The sequence below is a fragment of the Sphingobacterium sp. genome, assembly GCF_032065005.1.
Classification (GTDB): domain Bacteria; phylum Bacteroidota; class Bacteroidia; order Sphingobacteriales; family Sphingobacteriaceae; genus Sphingobacterium.
Genome location: NZ_DAMBMM010000009.1, coordinates 60,761 through 79,831, shown reverse-complemented (window position 1 = coordinate 79,831; position 19,071 = coordinate 60,761). Strand labels below are relative to the sequence as shown.

The following is a 19,071-nucleotide window of genomic DNA, read 5'->3' as shown; positions in this document are numbered from 1 at the left end:
TTAATTGCTTTCTGATTCGGCAGATTTAACCAAGATCTCTTTCGCCATCACCATAGGAACTTTGATATATTTCTTTTCCATATAGTTGATGACCTTGTTCAGCACTTCACGTGCTTGTGGGTCCAGTTGCTCAACTTCATTGGCAAATACCTCCGATAAAGCCATCGCTTTGATTTCCTTGATTTTCTCAGGAACCTCCTTCATGGCAACCTCAACACGACGTTGTTTCAGGATCGGTAAGAATTCTTTGATGTTTTGCTCAATGATTTTTTCAGCATTATCCAGCTCCGCATAACGCTCTTGAATATTCTTCTCCGCGATCTGTTGCAAGCTGCTTACTTCGATGTAGTGGATTTGGTGTTTTGCAATCACAGCTGCATCAATATCATTTGGAATGGCTAAGTCAACAATTACCTTTTTATCCTCCTCGCCATTCAGTAAAGACTCGTAAAGATCTTCATGGATAATGGCTTCAGGGGCACCAGTACAGGTGATCATCATATCAAATCCCTTTTTGTAATTCTTCAATTCGCTCAAAGGATAAACAGGTGCCTGCAATTCTTCAGCTAATGCCTGCGCATTGGCCACTGTTCTATTGAAAATAGTGAAATTACTGTACTTATGTTTTTTAAGGTATTTTGCTAAATTTTGGTTGGTCTCCCCAGATCCAATGACCAAGATCCTAGGGTTGTCCTTTAATTTCACTTCACGAAGCTTGCGATAAGCTAGGGAAACTACCGAAATAGGGTTGCGTGAAATATTGGTATAGGTATAGACTTCTTTTGCGGTTTTTACCAAGCGGTCCATCATCAGTCTCAGGAAATCTCCCGTAAACCCTGCCGCTTTGCAACGGTCATAAGCACGACGGATCTGAGCTAAGATTTCTTTTTCGCCAACTACCAAACTCTCCATGGAACATGAAGTGCGGAATAGGTGGTTCAAGGCGTCAAGACCTGAATATCTGTTGACCTGTCCCAAATAACATTGCATACGCTCCGCTGGAACACAGAAATTCATGCTGTCCAAAAACTGCACTACAAAATCATCGTTCAACTCATGCGCGCCATAGAACACAAATTCCACTCGGTTACAAGTACCGATATAGAATATCTCAGGAATGTCTAAATTGTTTTTTAGGTTAATAAGGCGACTATCCAATTCTTCATTGCATATCACCAGATTCCCCAAATCTTTTAGATCGACATGTTTATGGGTAAACGCTATAACTTTTAAATTCTTCAAAGCCTAATTATTTCTCCAATAATTTTGTACTGCAAATGTAGATTAAAACAGCGTTGCTATTGTCAAGAATGTGTCAATACAGTGAATTTAGAACGATTATAAATAGTGTTAAAAATATGTTAATAACCTGATATGCAGTGTTATAGGTTTGTTAAAGCGCTAATATTGTGATGACAATCATTTCTAATGCTGGCAATAAATGACATTAATTACAGTTTATACTTAACGAATATCGATAAATCATGCATTTTTTCGGCCTTTATTCAGTTTAAATCCCAAATTTTCTTTCCTAAATCCCATCAAATGCTCATCTTTGAACTATAAATTTTATCATGAGAAGTTTAAACAAACCTTTGGCATTAATAGGATTTTTTGTGGTGTTTTTTTCTGCAATATTCTGCCCGTTCCTGAAAGTTCCACTACAGGCAAATTGGAATCTTTATCAAGTTGATACCGCCTTGTTCATGATCACAAATGGTTTGCTCGGCCTATGTGTCCTGCTTTTCTTTATGCGTAAATTAAGTCCCTTCCGAATCGCTGCCTTGGTGCTCATCGGATGGATCGTCCTTTCTTTTATATTGGTATTTTTCCAGATCAACAATTACCTAGGCCTAAAATTAATCGATGGCCTGCTTTCCAAAACCCTTAATATCAAATGGGGATGGGGAGTGTTGCTGTTCGGAGCCCTGTTGATTCTGTTTTCTGTAGGGAAGAAGAAGACTATAGACATAAGACAGTAGACAACAGACATATGTCCATTGTCCATCCCTAAATAGGGTTGACCGTTTTTATTTATCTGAAGAATATTTTTATCCGTCATACATCCCCTGCGGGGATTAATTATTTTAGCATGGATGGTAAACAATATAAGGTTAATGCAAAAACGATGTTCGATTAATCGAACATCGTTTTTGCGCGACTTCCAGGCTAACGTGCCATGCCAGCTAAAATAGTGGAACCCCAAAGGGGGTTCTTTATTTTTTAAATAAAAGAGCTAATTTATTTTCATTGCCAACATGCTGTCATCACCTTCCAATAAATTTAACCCAAATTTTTTATTCTCAGAAGGACAGCAGAAATAGAGAAAAATAAAAGATTTATTTTTAATCTTGGTCTATCCTCCCATCCCTTCAATCCTGGTTCAAACCCATTCGATATTCCGCTTCAACGACCTAGGATAAAGAATCAACCTTCTAATGCGCGAGGGTCTTATGTCTTTATTTCTCCTATCTAACCCGGCCTATGCGAGATAAAATGTTGCTTCAATTTATCGAGTCCAATATTTTCCTCCACTTTGTCCAGTTCATAGATCCATGCTTTTTCGGGCAAAACTTCCAGGTTCTCTTTTGAATTGATCAGGTCAAGAGGTTTTACCTTGATTGACTTTTCGATGGGAGGGAACGCGTTGTGTTGTCTTCTCGAGGTCCTTAAGATCTGGAATTCCAGATTAGGCCATTTGTTGATGGCGGAGAAATTGCCGGTATAGAACTGGTTGTATTCGCGTGCAGGAACGATATTGGCGAATATCCCTGTTCTTTTGTTTCCTACAGATTCAGATACTGTAACCAACAATTCAAAGGAGGTCTCATTGACAATAAAGAACTTGACCAATCCTTCCTTCTGTTCACCGGTCAGGGCTAAGTATATGCCCTTTTCGATAAATTTCCCCGTCTGAACTACCTGGGTTGGTTCCTCATCCTCCTCCATGCGCATGTTGCCATGGACTAAGGTGATCTTATCTTGCATCACCGGAATCTCAAAGCCTGTGTCATCCGTAACCCCAACCAATCCGTTGCTCAAAAAAGCGGTAATATGGCCCTCAATGGGTTCATCTACAAACCTGACTAAATCTCCTATTTTAAAATTCATCGTAAACTCTCAATAATATTAACAAAATTATGAATATCCTTTATGTCATTATAAAGGTGTATTCCTATTCTAATCCCTGTTCCACGGGGAAAACATTTCACCCCCATGTTCATCAGGTTTGGGTAAAGCTCCTGTGGAAGCTGCACGTTGATCAAGGATGAACGAACCGAGCGCTCTGCTATATAAGGTAGGATCAAATCCCTTTCCAATAACAGTCGGTATGCCTCATCCGATAGTTCCGTGATGTGTCGCTGAATATTTTCCAGTCCTTGTGCTTTCAAGAACGTTAGACTGCTCTTCAAAGTTCCATGGCTTAGGGTATCTTGATGACCAGGTTCAAAAAAGGTGTCCAAGATGCTCTTGTGTTTCCACATTGCTACCTCTGGCAGTGGAACCTCAGCTTTCAGGTCCTCCAGCATCAGTTTCAAGCTATCGCTGATCAGCATAAAACCATTCCCAAATCCTGACAAGAGCCACTTATAACCAGAAGCTCCTAGGGCATCAATCCCAGAATCCTGGAAATTAAAAGGACCTGTTCCTAAAAATTGGGTGCCATCTGCAATGATCCAGAGATTAGGGTATTCAGCCTTTATCCTTTTGATAAAATCTAAGTCTATCATCAGTCCTGATATGTACTGCACCAAGCTCAGGATCAAAACATCCGGATTGTGCTTCTCCACAGCTTTTTGAAGCTCATCTTCCACATTCGCCGATACAGCAACAGAGGTATATTTCAACTTTCTGTTGACTATGGGGTATTGCAGGGATGGATATTCATCTTCCAGGACCAAATAGCTCAGGTCCTTCGGTAGCAGGTCCACCAAGGTGGAAAATCCAAATGAGAAATTAGGGGTCAAGAAGGTGTTCGCTGCTTGTGTTCCGAAAAAATCCGCAACGGTCTCCCGTACTCCATTGATAAATTCCGGCTGTTCATCCCTTAGGTTGGAATTGATATCAAAGAATTCCTGTTCCCAGGTCTTCCTCCAATCCAAGGTCACCTTCGGCAACAATCCATTGCCGGGTGTATTGAGATAAACAACATCATTTGGAAGGTTAAAGTGTTCCTTCAAAGTCATAAGGCAAAATTTCTTGTTCGTCTAGAATGGATAAATATTCTTGTTGACTGATCATTTCTGCCCCCATTTTGCACAAATGATCTGAGGGGATCTGACAATCGATTAATTCAAGCCCAAAATTTTTGGCTAAGTGAAATAAGGCAACCTTTGAGGCATTTGGGACCAAGGAGAACATACTTTCTCCGCAGAAAACATGGCCAATTTTCACGCCATATAATCCACCTACCAAATTATCATCTTGCCAAACTTCCACGCTATGTGCATAACCTTCTTCATGCAACTGTAGATAGGCTTTCTGCATATCTGAAACGATCCAGGTTCCATCCTGATCCTTTCTGGGGATATCGGCACAGGTCTCGATGACAGCTTTAAAATCCGAATTATAGCTGACCTTAAATCTGTTTGACCTGATGACCTGCTTCAAGCTTTTGGAAACCTTCATTTCCGAAGGCCTTAAAACAAACCTTTCCAATGGCGCATACCATAATATGGGACTGTCCTCATTGTACCATGGAAAGATGCCGTTTTCATAGGCCAGCATCAATCTATCAATACTGAGGTCGCCACCTATTGCCAGAAGGCCGTCTTCATCGGCTAGTGAAGGGTGGGGGAAAACCAATCTGTTTTCATCCAACAAGTAGGGCATGCTATAGCGATTTGCCTATTCAGGCTGTCTTGGTTCCTTGCTGATCTCATCAAAGATCTTGTCCATATGTTCAACGTATTCGTTGGTATCATCTAGGAAGAATTCCAACTGTGGAACGATGCGGGCTTGGTTCTTGATCCGTGCCCCCAATTTATAGCGTATCTCGTTAGTTTTTGATTTGATGCTGTCGATGTCTGCCTTGGCAGTTTTGGTGTTCAAGAAGCTCAAATAAACCCTAGCAATGGCCAAGTCAGGAGTGACACGTACCCTGGTAACGGTAATAAAAGCACCGGGAGCCCAAGAGTTGCCCTCACGTTGAAACATTTCTGCAAGATCTTGTTGTATTACTCCAGCAAATCGTTGTTGTCTTTTACTTTCTGTTCCCATCTTTTGATTTGATTGCGGAAAGCTGCATTGCATTTCCTAATACAAATATAGGGCTTTTCTATGAACTAATATATGTTAGGAAGAACCTTTGGCGATCAAGGGGAGGATGTGTTGTGAGGACTTTTTTGAACTAGGATTAAATGGATTCGAGGCTAAACTTTGCACAGGGTATTGGTATTCTTTCCCTTTTTCCGCTACTGGAAATGAACAGAGGGCTAAAGGTCATCCTCCGGCAGGATCTTGTTTGTTTTGAGAAACCCACAGCGTGGGTGAAATATTTGTAGAAATTGATTGATTGAATTGGTGAACCCCTAGCGGGGGTGAAATATTTTTCAGCACATCTTCCAGCTTGGAAGAAAGTTAGAAGATGTATATGAGCTATAATATTGACCTCATTCGAGACACATTCCGAATTTTCGCAAAATGTACCGAATCCAGTCTATGGATTTCCCGAATATGTCTCGAATAAGAGCAAGTCCTGTCCCGAATTTTTCACTCGAAAAATTCGGCAAAAAAGGCATAAAAAAAGACTTGTCGTGGGCATGGTGACAAGTCTTTAATCAAAATTAGTTTATAATTGGATAGAATAATTCTTTTCGTAGTTTTAAGACTTTCCGGTCTATCATGTTTAGTAATTTGTAGTTGGCTATTAAACGTGAGTGGAAGCTCACTTATTAATATCATTCATTCCCCTTTACATCACAAACATAGAGCTTTAATTACGATGTGACAAGATGTTTTTTAAAAAAAAGTAAGTAATTACTTAATTGACAAAAGCTATTTTTTGTCCTATTTCTTCATGATTTATTCATCGTTTCTTAATAAATTAAACCCAAAAATTAAAAGCTCGTCAAAAGTTAAATGCTTGTTTTTTAGTGTGCTAAAACGGAAAAGCTTTAACAAAATTTAACATTTTGGTTTTTGGGGAAATCCTAGCACAGTTCTCCAAAAATTAACCAAAAAAGCACAGAAAATTCATGCATAATTCTAAAAAAATTATTGAATGTCAAAAAAAATAATTGGCGGAAATGGATAAATGTTTGTAATAATTCTGGAAATTACTAATCAGGCCAGTCCCTTGTTGCCTTGCATTTTCCCTATATATTGGTACTTTTGTTCGACAAGATTTTGAACATGAAGATTTGGCAAAAAAATATTGATGTAGATTCCTTTGTGGAAACCTTTACCGTAGGACAAGACCGTGAAATGGACATGAACCTGGCAGCCGCCGATGTTCTTGGTTCCTTGGCCCATACCAAAATGCTGAACAGCATTGGATTGATGACCGACCAAGACTTGGAGGATGTGCAAAAAGAACTCAAGAATATCTACAGAGAAATATTGGCCGGAAATTTCAAAATTGAGGATAGCGTCGAAGATGTGCATTCCCAAGTAGAAATGATGCTGACCGAACGCATCGGTGAGGCCGGGAAAAAGATCCATTCTGGCCGTTCCAGAAATGACCAAGTCTTGGTGGACCTAAAATTATATTTCAGGTCTGAAATCGAGAGCATCTTTAAGAATACAGAAGAACTGTTCGATCAGTTAATCAGTTTAAGCAATCAATACAAATCGGTACTGATGCCGGGCTATACGCACCTGCAGATTGCCATGCCATCTTCCTTTGGTCTATGGTTTGGAGCCTATGCGGAAAGCCTAGTGGATGATCTGCAACTGTTGAAAGCGGCTTGGAACGTCTGCAATAAAAACCCATTGGGTTCAGCAGCGGGCTATGGCTCGTCTTTTCCATTGAACAGAACGATGACCACCAACTTGCTTGGCTTTGAAGACCTTAACTACAATGTGGTCTATGCGCAGATGGGCAGGGGGAAAACCGAACGGATCTTGGCGCAGGCCATGAGTTCGATTGCCGCAACCTTGGCGAAATTTGCCATGGATGTCACCCTTTTTATCAATCAGAATTTTGGGTTTATCTCCTTTCCGGCACACCTGACAACAGGTTCTTCTATTATGCCGCATAAAAAGAATCCCGATGTGTTCGAGTTGATCCGCTCCCGTTGCAATAAGATCCAGGCATTGCCAAATGAAATTGCCATGATGACCACCAACCTTCCCGTTGGATACCATCGTGATCTGCAGCTGTTAAAAGAAAACCTTTTTCCTGCATTCCAATCCCTGAATGATTGCTTGGCTATCGCTAAATATATGCTGGAGAATATTACGATCAAGGATAATATCCTGGATGATCCGAAATACGATTATTTATTCTCGGTTGAAGTCGTAAATAATGAAGTGTTGAACGGAGTTCCTTTCCGCGAAGCCTACCGCAAAATCGGTCTGGATATCGAAGAAGGAAAATTCCAGCCAGCAAAAGAGGTTAACCATACCCATGAAGGAAGTATCGGTAACCTTTGCAATGATCAGATCCAAAGAATGTTTAAAGAAGTGAAAGCTGATTTTGGCTTCGAAAAAGTAGATGCTGCCCTAGATAGCCTTTTGGCGCAGTAGATAAGAGACACTAAACTTAAGACACTAGACATAAGACACTAAACTTAAGACACTAGACATAAGACACAAGACATTAGACCTAGACAGGTTTAATGTCTTTTTTTGTTAATAAGCTGAGTTGAAATCCGGATCTTGGTCCATCCTCTTATCCCTTGAATCCTGGTTCAAACCCTGTCATAAAAATAGGACGCCAGTAGGTCTTATGTCTTGTGTTTATTGTCTTATGTCTATTAAAAAGTCTTATGTCTAATAAAAAGTCTCATGACTTTTTAATACAGAACTTATATCTTGTTTCGCTTTCGAAAACATCTCCTGGATTAAGTTTCACCGAAGGAAATTTTTCTTGGTTTGGACTATCGGGATAATGTTGGGTTTCGAAGCAAAGACCACCATAGCGCAGGTACTTTTTGCCGGATTTCCCTTTGTCATCGTCTAGGAAGTTTCCGCTGTAGAGGTGCAGGCTGGGTTCTGTGCTGAAAACTTGGAGTTCTATGCCGGACTCTTTCGAGAAGGCTTTTGCAATAGGCTCACTGATGGGTTGCTTATTGATGAAGCTATGGTCATAACCATTGGCGATCTGGATCTGTTCCTCGGGGCTATTGATATCTGTTGCCAAAAGTTTGGGTTGGCGGAAGTCGAAAGCAGTACCTTCTACTGGATAGATATCACCCGTTGGGATCTGGTTTTCATTGAGGGGAAGAAACTCATCCGAAAGAATGCTGATTTCATGGTTCAGGGTATCCCCGTTTCCTTCGCCATTTAAATTGAAGTAAGCATGGTTGGTCAAGTTGAGGACCGTAGGGGCATTTGTTGTAGCCCTATACTTGATGATGATTTCATTCTCATTGCTCAACTCGTAGGAGACGGTTGTTTTTAGCTCCCCGGGGAAGCCTTCTTCGCCATCAGGAGAAACATAATAGAAGTCGACTAATTTGTTGAAGCTCACCTGCCTGTCCCATACACGGTTGTGGAAACCGTCGACTCCTCCATGCAGGCAGTTGCTGCCATTGTTCTGCGCTAAACTGTATTCCTTCCCATCGATGGAGAATTTTCCGTTGGCAATCCGGTTGCAGAATCTGCCAACTGTAGCTCCATGGTAAAACTGCTTTGCCTGAAGGTAGCCTTGAATACTGTCAAACCCTAATATCACATCGATCAGGTCGCCATTTTTGTCGGGAACCAATGCGCTTACCAGTCTAGCACCATAATCGGTCAACGCGATTTGCATTCCAGCTCGGTTGGTAAGAGTGATGAGATGGGTGTTTTTGCCATTCAATTTACCTTCAAAGTCTTTAGGAAGAGGGAGTTTATAAGTCGTCATTATGTTTTAATTGCTTCTGTTAAAGATAATAATAAAGGGGGGCGTTCCAAAGAACTAAGGAAAAGGAATGGTAAATACCTGTTCATTGATGGTCTTTTGGTTCCCAGCGAATCATTTATTATTTAATTCTTAGTTGATATTGGTATTTTAAAAATCGCTGAGATTTTATTATTTTGTTGGAAATCAGTGTTATGTTTAAGGTTTCGTTATTATTTCTTGCTGTCGGAATTTTGGTTCTTGCCTTTGCGGTATTTGTGCCGGCCAAGGACTCCTCCATTACGATAAATATCTACGATACCTTCTTTATAATCTCATCTATATCGCTTTTTAAGTTTTTGGGTTTATTGGGGCTTATTTTTGCCGGTTTATACTATTTTACGGAGCAGATGCTCTATTCCAAAACCTGGAGCATCATGCATTTGATCAGTTTCTTATGTCTCATAGTTAATTTATGGACCTGGGGGTTTGTGGAAAGGGTTTATTTTGGGAATATAGAATCCCAGGTTTCCGGTAAAGCCTCAAACTTGGCTGAGGTAGAGCGGTTTTACAAGATCCAACAGTTTTACGTAGGCTCTTTTATTATGTTGCTGGTCATGCAATTTGTGTATGTCCTGAATCTGTTGTTCGGAATCATGACGCGAAATAGGAGCAGTGAGGATTTGGACTGATAATAAACTATACCTACGAATTATTGGCTGTAATAATTGAGGACTAATCCATCTACATAGGGTCCTTGAAATTTTTAAAATGGTATATTTGCCATTCAAAATCTGAGATTTTACATGAATTGGAAACAACTGATATCGGCAAAGCGCTGGGGCTATGAAAGTCGTGCGAACAATGATCAATTTGATGCTCGTTCTGAATTTCAGCGGGATTATGATCGTTTGATCTTTTCTTCACCATTTCGTAGGCTTCAGAACAAGACGCAGGTATTCCCTTTGCCGGGAGCTGTTTTTGTTCATAACCGCTTGACCCATAGTTTGGAGGTTGCATCGGTCGGAAGATCCTTAGGACGTTTGTTTTACAACATGCTGAAACAGGAGAATCCCAATATTGATGATGAAGCACCTTTTTTGCAGGAGGTAGGGAATATTGTGTCGGCAGCATGTCTGTCGCATGATTTAGGGAACCCTGCATTTGGACACTCTGGGGAAGCTGCTATTTCCACCTTCTTTACCGAAGGGAAAGGGCAGAAGTACAAAGAGATGGTCAGCAAGGAGCAGTGGGAAGATTTGATTCATTTTGAAGGAAATGCCAATGCCTTGCGGATTTTGACCCATGCATTCAATGGGAAAGACCCCAAGGGATTTGCCCTGACCTATACCAGCTTGGCTTCCATCGTTAAATACCCATGTTTAGCAATTGATGGACATGTGAAAGGCTCTCACCATAGAAAGAAATATGGCTTTTTCGATTCTGAAAAAGCGAGTTTTGAAAAGATTGCCTCGGAATTAGGATTGGAAAGGGATCCTTCAAATCCGAATGGCTATTTGCGCCATCCATTGGTTTATCTGGTTGAGGCAGCTGATGATATCTGTTATAATATCATTGACCTGGAGGATGCCCATCACCTGAAGATTCTTTCGTACAAGGAAGTGGAGGAATTGCTCCTGCCGCTTTGTGCTGGGGAAGACTTAAGGGAGAGATTGGATTCACTGGCCGATACCGCAAGTCGGGTTTCATTATTGAGGGCAAAAGCTATCAATACCCTGATTTGGGCATGTGCAAAGGTTTTTGTGGAAAACCAAGAGCAATTCTTGAAGGGTACTTTTGAGAAACCCCTGATGGATGCCTTGGATCCGGAAATCGTGCAGCATATGAAGGTAATCTCCAAGATTTCCGTTGCACGTATTTACAATGCACCGACGGTTGTCCAGATTGAAATCGCAGGTTTTAAGGTGATGAATGCCTTATTGGAAGAGTTTGTGCCAGCCTACCTGAAGTCTAACAAATCCATGTTTGACAAAAAGTTGGTGGCGATGATTCCTGAGCAGTTCCATACGGATAAGGATGACACCTATTCCAAGATCCGTGCAGTCCTTGATTTTGTTTCCGGGATGACGGATGTATATGCAGTGGAACTGTACCGTAAGATCCAAGGGATTTCTATAGCTTCCTTGGAATAATAATTTCATTTTTCGTTAGATTTAAGATGTGATATGGCTTTCGATTGAAGGCCAATATAAAGTATTGAATGAAAGTAGTAATAGCTGAAAAACCTTCTGTAGCGAGAGATTTGGCCAGGGTGATGGGCGCGAAAGAGGTTAAGGATGGATATATTTCGGGGAATGGCTATGCCTTTACTTATGCATTTGGCCATTTGGTGCAACTGTGTACTCCGCAAGCCTATGGCTTCCATAACTGGTCCATTTCCAACTTGCCGATCATTCCCGAGCAATTTGCCCTGGAGGTGAAGAAAGTCAAGAGAGATGGCAAGCAAATGGATGATTTGGGTGCCTTGAAGCAGTTGAATACCATCAAGGCTTTGTTGGCCCAAGCCGAAGAGATCATCGTGGCAACGGATGCTGGGCGAGAAGGAGAATTGATTTTCAGGAATATCTATTATTACTTGAGGTCCAATGTGCCTTTTAAAAGGCTGTGGATTTCCTCGCAGACGGATAAGGCCATCAAAGAAGGTTTTGCCAACCTGAAGGAGGGTGTAGAATACGACAGTTTATATATGTCGGCAAGGTCAAGGTCCGAATCGGATTGGTTGATCGGGATCAATGCAACCCAAGCATTGACATTAGCTGCAGGGAATAGAGGGCTCCTATCTTTAGGAAGGGTGCAGACCCCAACCCTTGCGATGATCTGTTCGCGATATCTGGAGAACAAAGATTTTAAGCCACAGGCTTTCTATAAAATTCAGGCTGGTTTTGAAAAAGAGGGCATTCAGTTTAAAGCTACCTCGAATAAAATCGATAAAAAGGAAGTGGCCGAAGAAACTGTTGCCAAACTACAGGTTGGGATGCAGGCGATGGTCAAGAATGTAGAGGCCAAGGAAACGAAGGAACAACCACCACTGTTGTTTGATTTGACTTCCCTTCAGCAGGATGCCAATAAGAAATACGGCTATTCGGCCGACCAAACCTTGAGTATTGCCCAGACTCTATACGAGAAAAAAGTGATTACCTATCCACGGACGGGTTCCAGATATATCGGTGAAGATGTTTTTGAGAAAATTGAGGAACTCTTCCAGCATTTAGCGGATACCGCACAGGAACAGATTGCCGTCATCAGTAAGAACTTGATAGGCGCCAAGCTGAACAAGCGGTCGGTAGATGATAAAAAGGTGACGGATCACCATGCGTTATTGGTAACCGATGAAAAACCGGGACCAATGCCTATGGACCAGCAGAACATCTACAATATGATTGCTAAACGTATGGTAGAAAGTTTCTCGGAGGTCTGTCTAAAGGATATCACCACGGTGACAATAGACGCTGCAGGGGTAGAATTGATTGCCAAGGGAACCGTGATCAGGCAATATGGTTGGCGATTATCTGCAGATCAGGTTGAATTGCCAGATGAGGATAAGAACACGGATGACCAAGACAATGAAAATGCGCAATTACCAAAATTGAGCATAGAGGAAATGCTTGAAGTATTGACCTTGGAGTTGGCTGAGCGATTTACCAAGGCCAGACCTATCCATACGGAAGCCTCTTTGTTGAAAGCGATGGAAACATCGGGCAAGGAAATCGAGGATGAAGAAATGCGCCAAGCTATGAAAGACTGTGGTTTGGGTACGCCTGCAACCCGTGCTGCAACCATCGAGACCTTGTTTCAACGGGATTATATCAAAAGGGACAAGAAAAAATTGATCCCTACGGAGAAAGGTCTTTCGGTTTATTTCCTGATCAAGGATCGCTCCATTGCGAAAGTTACCCTGACTGGTAAATGGGAACAGAAGCTGGAAGAAATGCGAGCGAACAAGGTGAGCTATGACGTGTTCATGAAACATATCAAAGATTATACGGAGAAGATCACGAAAGAGCTTTTGCAACTGCGTGTAGCCATTGCCCATGAGGAACTGAAACCTTTGCAAAAAGGAAAGATCAAATGCCCTAAATGTAAGCCTGGTCAGGTGCAACTGTATGATAAGGTTGCCCAGTGTGACCATTATGCGAGGGGATGTGACTTTAAGATTTGGCGTACGCTAAATGGTGTTTTCCTCGATGAAAAGGAGATGAAGAACCTGTTGGAGAAAGGGAAAACTTCGGTATTAAAAGGGCTGAAGGGACAGGATGGGCAGGTTGTTTCCGCGCCCTTGCTTTTCGAAAACTTTAAAGTAAATATTGGTTGATTTCCTTAACTTAGATAGATGGACACTATCTATGTTTTCTCTGGTTTAGGTGCAGATCGTCGGGTCTTTGAAAAACTTGATTTTTCAGGGATGCAGGTGGTTTATGTGGACTGGTTAAAACCAAGACCTGCAGAAGCATTGGAAAGTTATGTGTTCAGGCTTGCCGAGCATTATCAGATTCCCAAACAGGGAGCAAATGTACTGGGACTTTCTTTTGGTGGAATGTGCATTGCTGAGCTCTCAAAATACTATGATTTCAAGAAAACCATTTTAATTTCATCTGCGAAGACCAAGGATGAATTACCGAAGGTCTTGGGCGTTTCCAAATTCCTTTCCCTGCACAAATTGTTTTCTGGAAACCAATCGAGATTTGCGAATTCCAAAGTTCTGTATTGGCTCTTTGGACTGAAGTCAGATGAAGAGCAATTCCTGTTTGATACGATGTTGGCTGATTCAGATCCGGACTTTCAGAAATGGGCCGTGGACAAAATCGTCAATTGGGAGAACAGTCATGTTCCTGTGAACTGTCTGCATATCCATGGTGACAAAGATCGATTGATTCCAATCCAGAATGTAGACTATAGCATTCGGGTAAAAGGGGGCGGGCATTTTATGGTTTGGAATAAAGCTGCTGAACTCAATTTTCCCATTCGAAATTTTCTCCTTTAATTGTGCTGATTTCCTCAAAGTCATGTTGCGGTCAATTGTAGCAGCATGGTTTTCCATCTATGAGTTTTGTGTTACCTTTGCAGCTTATGGCAAATAAACTCTATAATCCCTTTTTGGATTTTAAATTTGATAACAAAACTTGCTTCTTGTCAGGAAAAGCATTGGAGTCGGAAGATGAAAAGATTCAGGTATTCCCTGTCTGGATGATGCGCATCTTTGATTTGGAAGATAAGCCGTTTAAGTTGTTGGATGAGAGTTTGGTGACTTACAAGCAGTTGCAATTGCCATGTTCGGCTGAAGTGGCGGCAGTCATTGCAGAGGTAGAGAAAAAGGTTGAGGATGCAGTGAACATTGGCTATACGGCTTTAAAAGAGCTGGATCAGCTGACCCTTTTTCAATGGGTTGGGAAAATCCTGTACGGTGTGGTGTTTAACGAGATCCAGGTTGGGATTAGGCAGGCTTTCCTTTCCGGAGAGCAGTTGAATTTTTCCCAAGCATTGGTTCATAAGTTCAAGAACCTGCATTTTATGTTGCAATCTCTGATCACCCCGATGGAGTTTGAACATAAAAACCCCTTTACCATTTTGGTGTTCCCTGTTGACAGTACCCCTGAAACCTTTATGTACCGTGATGAGATCAATACCTTGATCTTTTCGATCCGTATGAAGGATTTTGCCATCATAGCGACCATGCAAGATAATGGTGTGCATGAAATCTATCATGATGAGGTTTTGGCAAAAATAAAGGGGATGGTTTTGCACCCTGTTCAATTTGAAGAGATCTGTGCTCGTTTTTTCTATTCTGCTTATTTATTTAACAGGTTGCCCGAATATACCTATATGGAAGTTCCAGAGAAGGTTTTCGTGGAGCCAATGCCCTTGAATGATTGGACCCTCAAGCCTATTTTTGATCAATGGACGGCTAAAACCTATGGACAGGTATTGGAAAGTTTTTGGAAACCCTGGGGCTATACCCTTTTTGAAATCATCAAGGACCCTGAGAATCCTATGAGCTTTATTACGGATGATCAAGGTGAGTTTCTTTCCGATATTGATCTAGCAAAGTAATTTCTGTTATTCTTGAATTTTTCATATCTTTTAGGTATTGATTTTAAGATTCTTATGAAGACATTTCTCACGATCGTTATCCTATTCCTTTCTGGTTTTGGGAGTTTAAAGGCCCAAAATGAAGTGGTTGTGGACAGCAGTGTCGTTCGGGAAGTGGATGTTATCCCTCAGTTTGTTGGCGGAGCTATAGGATGGCAACGCTTTTTGGAAAATAACTTAAACCTTTCCGGAGTATTCAGGGACATGGACAGCACAGAATATGTGAAGTATGGTCTCCGTCAGACTGCCATCTTGGAGTTTACAGTCTGTGAGGATGGAGAGTTATGCGATATAGACATCGTCAACAAGTCCAAAATCAGTCCTTCATTTGCGCGAGAAACCATGCGTCTCATCAAGAAATCTCCGAAATGGAAAGCAGCCATAAAGGATGATAAGCCAGTCCGCACTCGGATTAGGCAGCCGATCGTTGCGATCCTTGATGAATACTAATCCTAGCTAAAACTTATTAGCATATTCCTAATAATAATATTGTAGTAATAGTTAAATTACTGTAAAAGCATCTTTACATTAATTATTGCACTTTGTCATTTATTTTATTGGTAATTTTTTAATAAATATTAAATTTGACAAACCAAATTATGAAATTACTGCATATGAAAAGACCTCCAATTTGATGGCTAATTCTTCTCTAGAATTAATCTATCATGAAAATTAGCACCTAAATTATTTCAATTATGAAACTAACCACTTGTCCAAAAAATTGGACAAAACCATTGCTGTTTACCAGTAAATGGACATTAATGGGCTTTACATGCCTGTCGTTATTTGTGTATCCAGAGCATACATTTGCGCGAATAAATAGCGATGTAATTTCTTTTCAGGAAGAAATTGAAATTAAGGGGAAAATTACTGACAAAAATGGTGCTCCCATCGCTGGGGTATCCATTACCATTAAGGGCAAAAGCATCAGTACATCAACAGATGCCAATGGAAATTTCACTTTCCGGGTTCCAAAAAACTCAGTTTTGGTAGTGACTTCAATGGGGTACAGCTCTATTGAGCATGCCGTATTGAATTCCAATCCAATCAATTTGACGATGACAGAGTCCAATGAAGAGTTGGACGAGGTCGTTGTAATCGGTTATGGAACGCAAAGCCGTAAGGAGACGACCGGAAGTTTAACATCTGTAAAGGGGGACGATGTGGGGAACTTGCCCGTTCAGAGTTTTGATGCTTCCTTGGCCGGAAGGTCATCTGGGGTTCAGGTAAATACCAGTTCAGGTGTTCTGAATCAAGCTCCAGTTTTCAAGATTAGGGGAACGAACTCCTTATCATTAAGTACATATCCTTTGGTCGTGATCGATGGGGTTCCAGCCTTCAATGATAATGACGATTCAGGACCAAGTTATGCGGCCTCCAATCCATTATCTGCAATCAACCCAGCCGATATTGAGAGTATAGATATCGCTAAGGATGCTGCTGCAACCAGTATTTACGGTTCGCGAGCTGCCAATGGAGTGGTTTTTATCACCACTAAAAAAGGGAAAAGAGGTTCTGCCAAAGTTAATTATGAAGGTTGGTTGGGTTATACCACCGCTAACCGTTTGCCGGAGTTGTTGAATGCTGCCCAATATGTGGAAATCAAGAACGAAGCATTAAGGAACGACGGAACCTTTAATGACACTAAAAACTTTTACGGGTTGAGTAAGGATGCCAATGGAAATACCATTGACACCCGCTGGTATGATTACATCTATCAAACTGGAACTTCCCATTCTCATAACATCAATATTTCTGGAGCAACCGAAAAAACCAATTATTTTGGTTCTGCAGCCTATACCGATCAAGAGGGTATCTTCCAGAAAAATGGTTTCAATAGAAAGTCAGCGATGTTCAATATTGACAATACGACTACCGATTGGTTAAAGTTGGGCGTTAAGTTGAACTATGTCAATGAAAACAACCTGGCGGCAATGTCTACCGGTGCAGGTGGCCAAGGTGGTTTTCAGTCTTCTTCATCTTCTGGTGCGATGGCACGATTGGCTTTGATTTCAGCGCCTATCATCGGTCCATATAACAATGACGGAAGCTTTAACGTGACTTCAAATGGTTTCTTGGGATTAATGGACAATACAGGGCATTTGAATCAATCCAGACTAGGTTTCTACAACCCAGTGATTTCATTGCTGAACAATTATTCGAATAATACAGGAAATAATGTGCAATCCAATGCTTATGTGCAGATTAAACCCCTGAAATGGATTACCTATAAATCTGTTTACGGAATCGATTATAGAAACGTAGATTATAACAATTATTATTCACCACTTTCTGGGGAAGGGTTAGCTAGCAACGGTTCTGCAAGTAGTGTGAGTTCGAAACGTCAGCGTTGGGTGTGGACAAATACCTTGACATTCGATCGTAACTATGATAAGCATAGCTTCAACCTATTGTTAGGTCAAGAACAACAAAGAACTACAGGTTCTATGTTTGGTTTGCAGCGAACTGGACAGACCGACCCATACTACACCAATATACAGGGAGGATGGCAAAACGTTTTTGACTATAGAACTGATAACCAAGAAATCAATAACTATCTGTTCTCTTTGTTTTCCCGTTTGCAATATGACTATCAGAAGAAATACTTCTTTACTGCCAACTTAAGACAGGATGAATATTCTGCTTTAGGACTGAACAATAAGAAAGGTACCTTCTGGGGAGTTTCCGGTGGATGGGACATCGCTAAGGAAGCTTTTTGGTCTGCAAGTTCATGGGGACAAAAGATCAATGCCTTTAAGTTGAGAAGCAGTTATGGTAAAGTGGGTAATGTGGGTGGACTTGGAGACTTTGGAGCGATCAATACTTATTCTGCTACCTTATATGGAGGTCAACCGGGTTTAACCTATTCGGTAACTGGAAACCCTGACCTTAAATGGGAAACCAGTAAGAAATTTGATGTAGGCTTGGATTTTGCCTTATTCAATTCAGCCATCACTGGGGAGATCGGTTATTATAAAAACTCTATCGACGGTTTGATCTTCGCGGTGCCACTACCTCCTTCAGTAGGTATTCCTAATGGTACCTCAAACAGTATTTTGCAGAACGTAGGTGAGATGTACAACAGAGGTTTTGAATTTACCATTGGAGGTGCTCCAGTCCGTAAGGAGGATTTCAGATGGAATAGTTCATTTAACCTTACTACCAATCATAATGAAGTATTGACATTGGCGAATGGTGTACCGAGTATCATTTCAGGTTCTTTGGATGGTATGACGATTACTTTACCTGGACAACCTGCCGGTATGCTCTATGCGATTGAAACTGCTGGTGTGGACCCTGAGACAGGTAGAAGGATCTTCATTGATGGCGATGGCAAGAAAGTATTCTATCAACAGAATGTTTCAGGGATCAATGCTGTCAAATACCAATGGGAATATGAGGATGGAACCAGAGCTAGAGCTATCACTCCGTCGGATGATGCAAAACCATATAAGCCAACTGCTCCTAAGCTGTTTGGAGGATGGACCAACAGCTTTAACTATAAAGGTGTTGACCTGACAGTGCTATTGACCTACCAATTGGGCGGCTATATGATGAATGGTAACCAAGGAACAATGCGTGACCTAAGGTTCTGGAACAATTCCGCGGATATGATGCGTAGATGGCAGAATCCAGGAGACCAGACCGATATTCCAAGGGTCGTAAATAATGATAATGTGTCCAATGGTAATACATTGCCTTTAATACATAATATTTCTTCGACAGATTACTTGCGCTTAAAGAATGTGATGCTTTCATACAGCATACCAAATACTTTGGTGAGCAAAATGAAGCTGAATAACATTCGTGTGTATGTCAGTGGCCAAAACCTAGCATTATGGACCAAGTACACTGGGTATGACCCAGATGTTACTACCAATGGTAACAATGCAATCAGACAAGGTATTGACAAGAACCAAGCTCCAAATGCAAGAACATTCACATTTGGATTAAACGTTGGATTTTAAGGACAATTA

The 19,071-nt window shown here is 41.1% G+C and carries 15 protein-coding genes; 9 read left to right on the top strand and 6 right to left on the bottom strand.

Annotated features, from left to right (window positions below; genetic code table 11):
- Nucleotides 1–1,242 carry a glutamyl-tRNA reductase gene (hemA, locus tag RT138_RS14465; protein WP_093101537.1) on the bottom strand — a complete coding sequence of 414 codons (1,242 nt, stop codon included), beginning with the start codon at nt 1,240–1,242 and terminating at the stop codon, nt 1–3.
- A 332-nt stretch (nt 1,243–1,574) separates the two neighbouring features.
- On the opposite strand from hemA, the gene RT138_RS14460 reads away from it, so the two are divergent.
- Entirely contained in the window at nt 1,575–1,982 is a 408-nt protein-coding gene (locus RT138_RS14460) for a hypothetical protein (RefSeq protein WP_313191256.1), read from the top strand.
- Between the two features lie 490 nt (nt 1,983–2,472).
- Here RT138_RS14460 and RT138_RS14455 read toward each other — a convergent pair whose 3' ends face one another.
- From RT138_RS14455 to rbfA, 4 genes are read right to left on the bottom strand one after another with little or no spacing between them, the layout of a single operon-like run.
- Nucleotides 2,473–3,111: a hypothetical protein gene (locus RT138_RS14455; protein WP_185211224.1), complete on the bottom strand. Its 639-nt coding sequence runs from the start codon at nt 3,109–3,111 to the stop codon at nt 2,473–2,475.
- Nucleotides 3,108–4,187 (bottom strand): aminotransferase class V-fold PLP-dependent enzyme, encoded by a 1,080-nt coding sequence (locus tag RT138_RS14450; RefSeq protein WP_313191255.1) that lies wholly within the window; start codon nt 4,185–4,187, stop codon nt 3,108–3,110. The genes RT138_RS14455 and RT138_RS14450 overlap by 4 nt, the downstream gene beginning before the upstream one ends.
- Complete coding sequence (gene aat / locus RT138_RS14445) at nt 4,165–4,833, bottom strand: leucyl/phenylalanyl-tRNA--protein transferase (protein ID WP_313191254.1); 669 nt, start codon at nt 4,831–4,833, stop codon at nt 4,165–4,167. Before aat ends, RT138_RS14450 begins: the two co-directional genes overlap by 23 nt.
- Before the next feature lie 15 nt (nt 4,834–4,848).
- Nucleotides 4,849–5,220, bottom strand: coding sequence for a 30S ribosome-binding factor RbfA (gene rbfA, locus RT138_RS14440; RefSeq protein WP_185211221.1), 372 nt, complete (start codon nt 5,218–5,220; stop codon nt 4,849–4,851).
- 1,134 nt (nt 5,221–6,354) lie between these two features.
- On the opposite strand from rbfA, the gene argH reads away from it, so the two are divergent.
- On the top strand, nt 6,355–7,689 hold the full coding sequence (argH, locus tag RT138_RS14435; protein ID WP_313191253.1) for an argininosuccinate lyase: 1,335 nt from the start codon (nt 6,355–6,357) through the stop codon (nt 7,687–7,689).
- A gap of 259 nt (nt 7,690–7,948) precedes the next feature.
- Here the strand turns inward: argH and RT138_RS14430 are convergent, their stop codons facing one another.
- On the bottom strand, nt 7,949–9,010 hold the full coding sequence (locus RT138_RS14430; protein ID WP_313191252.1) for an aldose epimerase family protein: 1,062 nt from the start codon (nt 9,008–9,010) through the stop codon (nt 7,949–7,951).
- 191 nt (nt 9,011–9,201) lie between these two features.
- On the opposite strand from RT138_RS14430, the gene RT138_RS14425 reads away from it, so the two are divergent.
- From RT138_RS14425 to RT138_RS14395, 7 genes are all read left to right on the top strand, one after another.
- Nucleotides 9,202–9,678, top strand: coding sequence for a hypothetical protein (locus tag RT138_RS14425; protein WP_313191251.1), 477 nt, complete (start codon nt 9,202–9,204; stop codon nt 9,676–9,678).
- Between the two features lie 114 nt (nt 9,679–9,792).
- The gene (locus RT138_RS14420) at nt 9,793–11,139 is read left to right on the top strand and encodes a deoxyguanosinetriphosphate triphosphohydrolase (RefSeq protein ID WP_313191250.1); all 1,347 of its coding nucleotides are present in this window, start codon (nt 9,793–9,795) and stop codon (nt 11,137–11,139) included.
- Between the two features lie 68 nt (nt 11,140–11,207).
- Nucleotides 11,208–13,319, top strand: a complete 2,112-nt coding sequence (locus RT138_RS14415; RefSeq protein ID WP_254526474.1) for a type IA DNA topoisomerase — start codon at nt 11,208–11,210, stop codon at nt 13,317–13,319.
- 18 nt (nt 13,320–13,337) lie between these two features.
- The gene (locus RT138_RS14410; protein ID WP_313191249.1) at nt 13,338–13,988 is read left to right on the top strand and encodes a hypothetical protein; all 651 of its coding nucleotides are present in this window, start codon (nt 13,338–13,340) and stop codon (nt 13,986–13,988) included.
- Nucleotides 13,989–14,074: 86 nt separating this feature from the next.
- A complete protein-coding gene (locus RT138_RS14405; protein WP_313191248.1) occupies nt 14,075–15,055 on the top strand; it encodes a hypothetical protein in 981 nt (326 codons plus the stop codon).
- Nucleotides 15,056–15,109: 54 nt separating this feature from the next.
- Complete coding sequence (locus RT138_RS14400; RefSeq protein WP_313191247.1) at nt 15,110–15,544, top strand: energy transducer TonB; 435 nt, start codon at nt 15,110–15,112, stop codon at nt 15,542–15,544.
- A gap of 245 nt (nt 15,545–15,789) precedes the next feature.
- Nucleotides 15,790–19,062 (top strand): TonB-dependent receptor, encoded by a 3,273-nt coding sequence (locus RT138_RS14395; RefSeq protein ID WP_313191246.1) that lies wholly within the window; start codon nt 15,790–15,792, stop codon nt 19,060–19,062.
- Nucleotides 19,063–19,071: the final 9 nt, after the last annotated feature.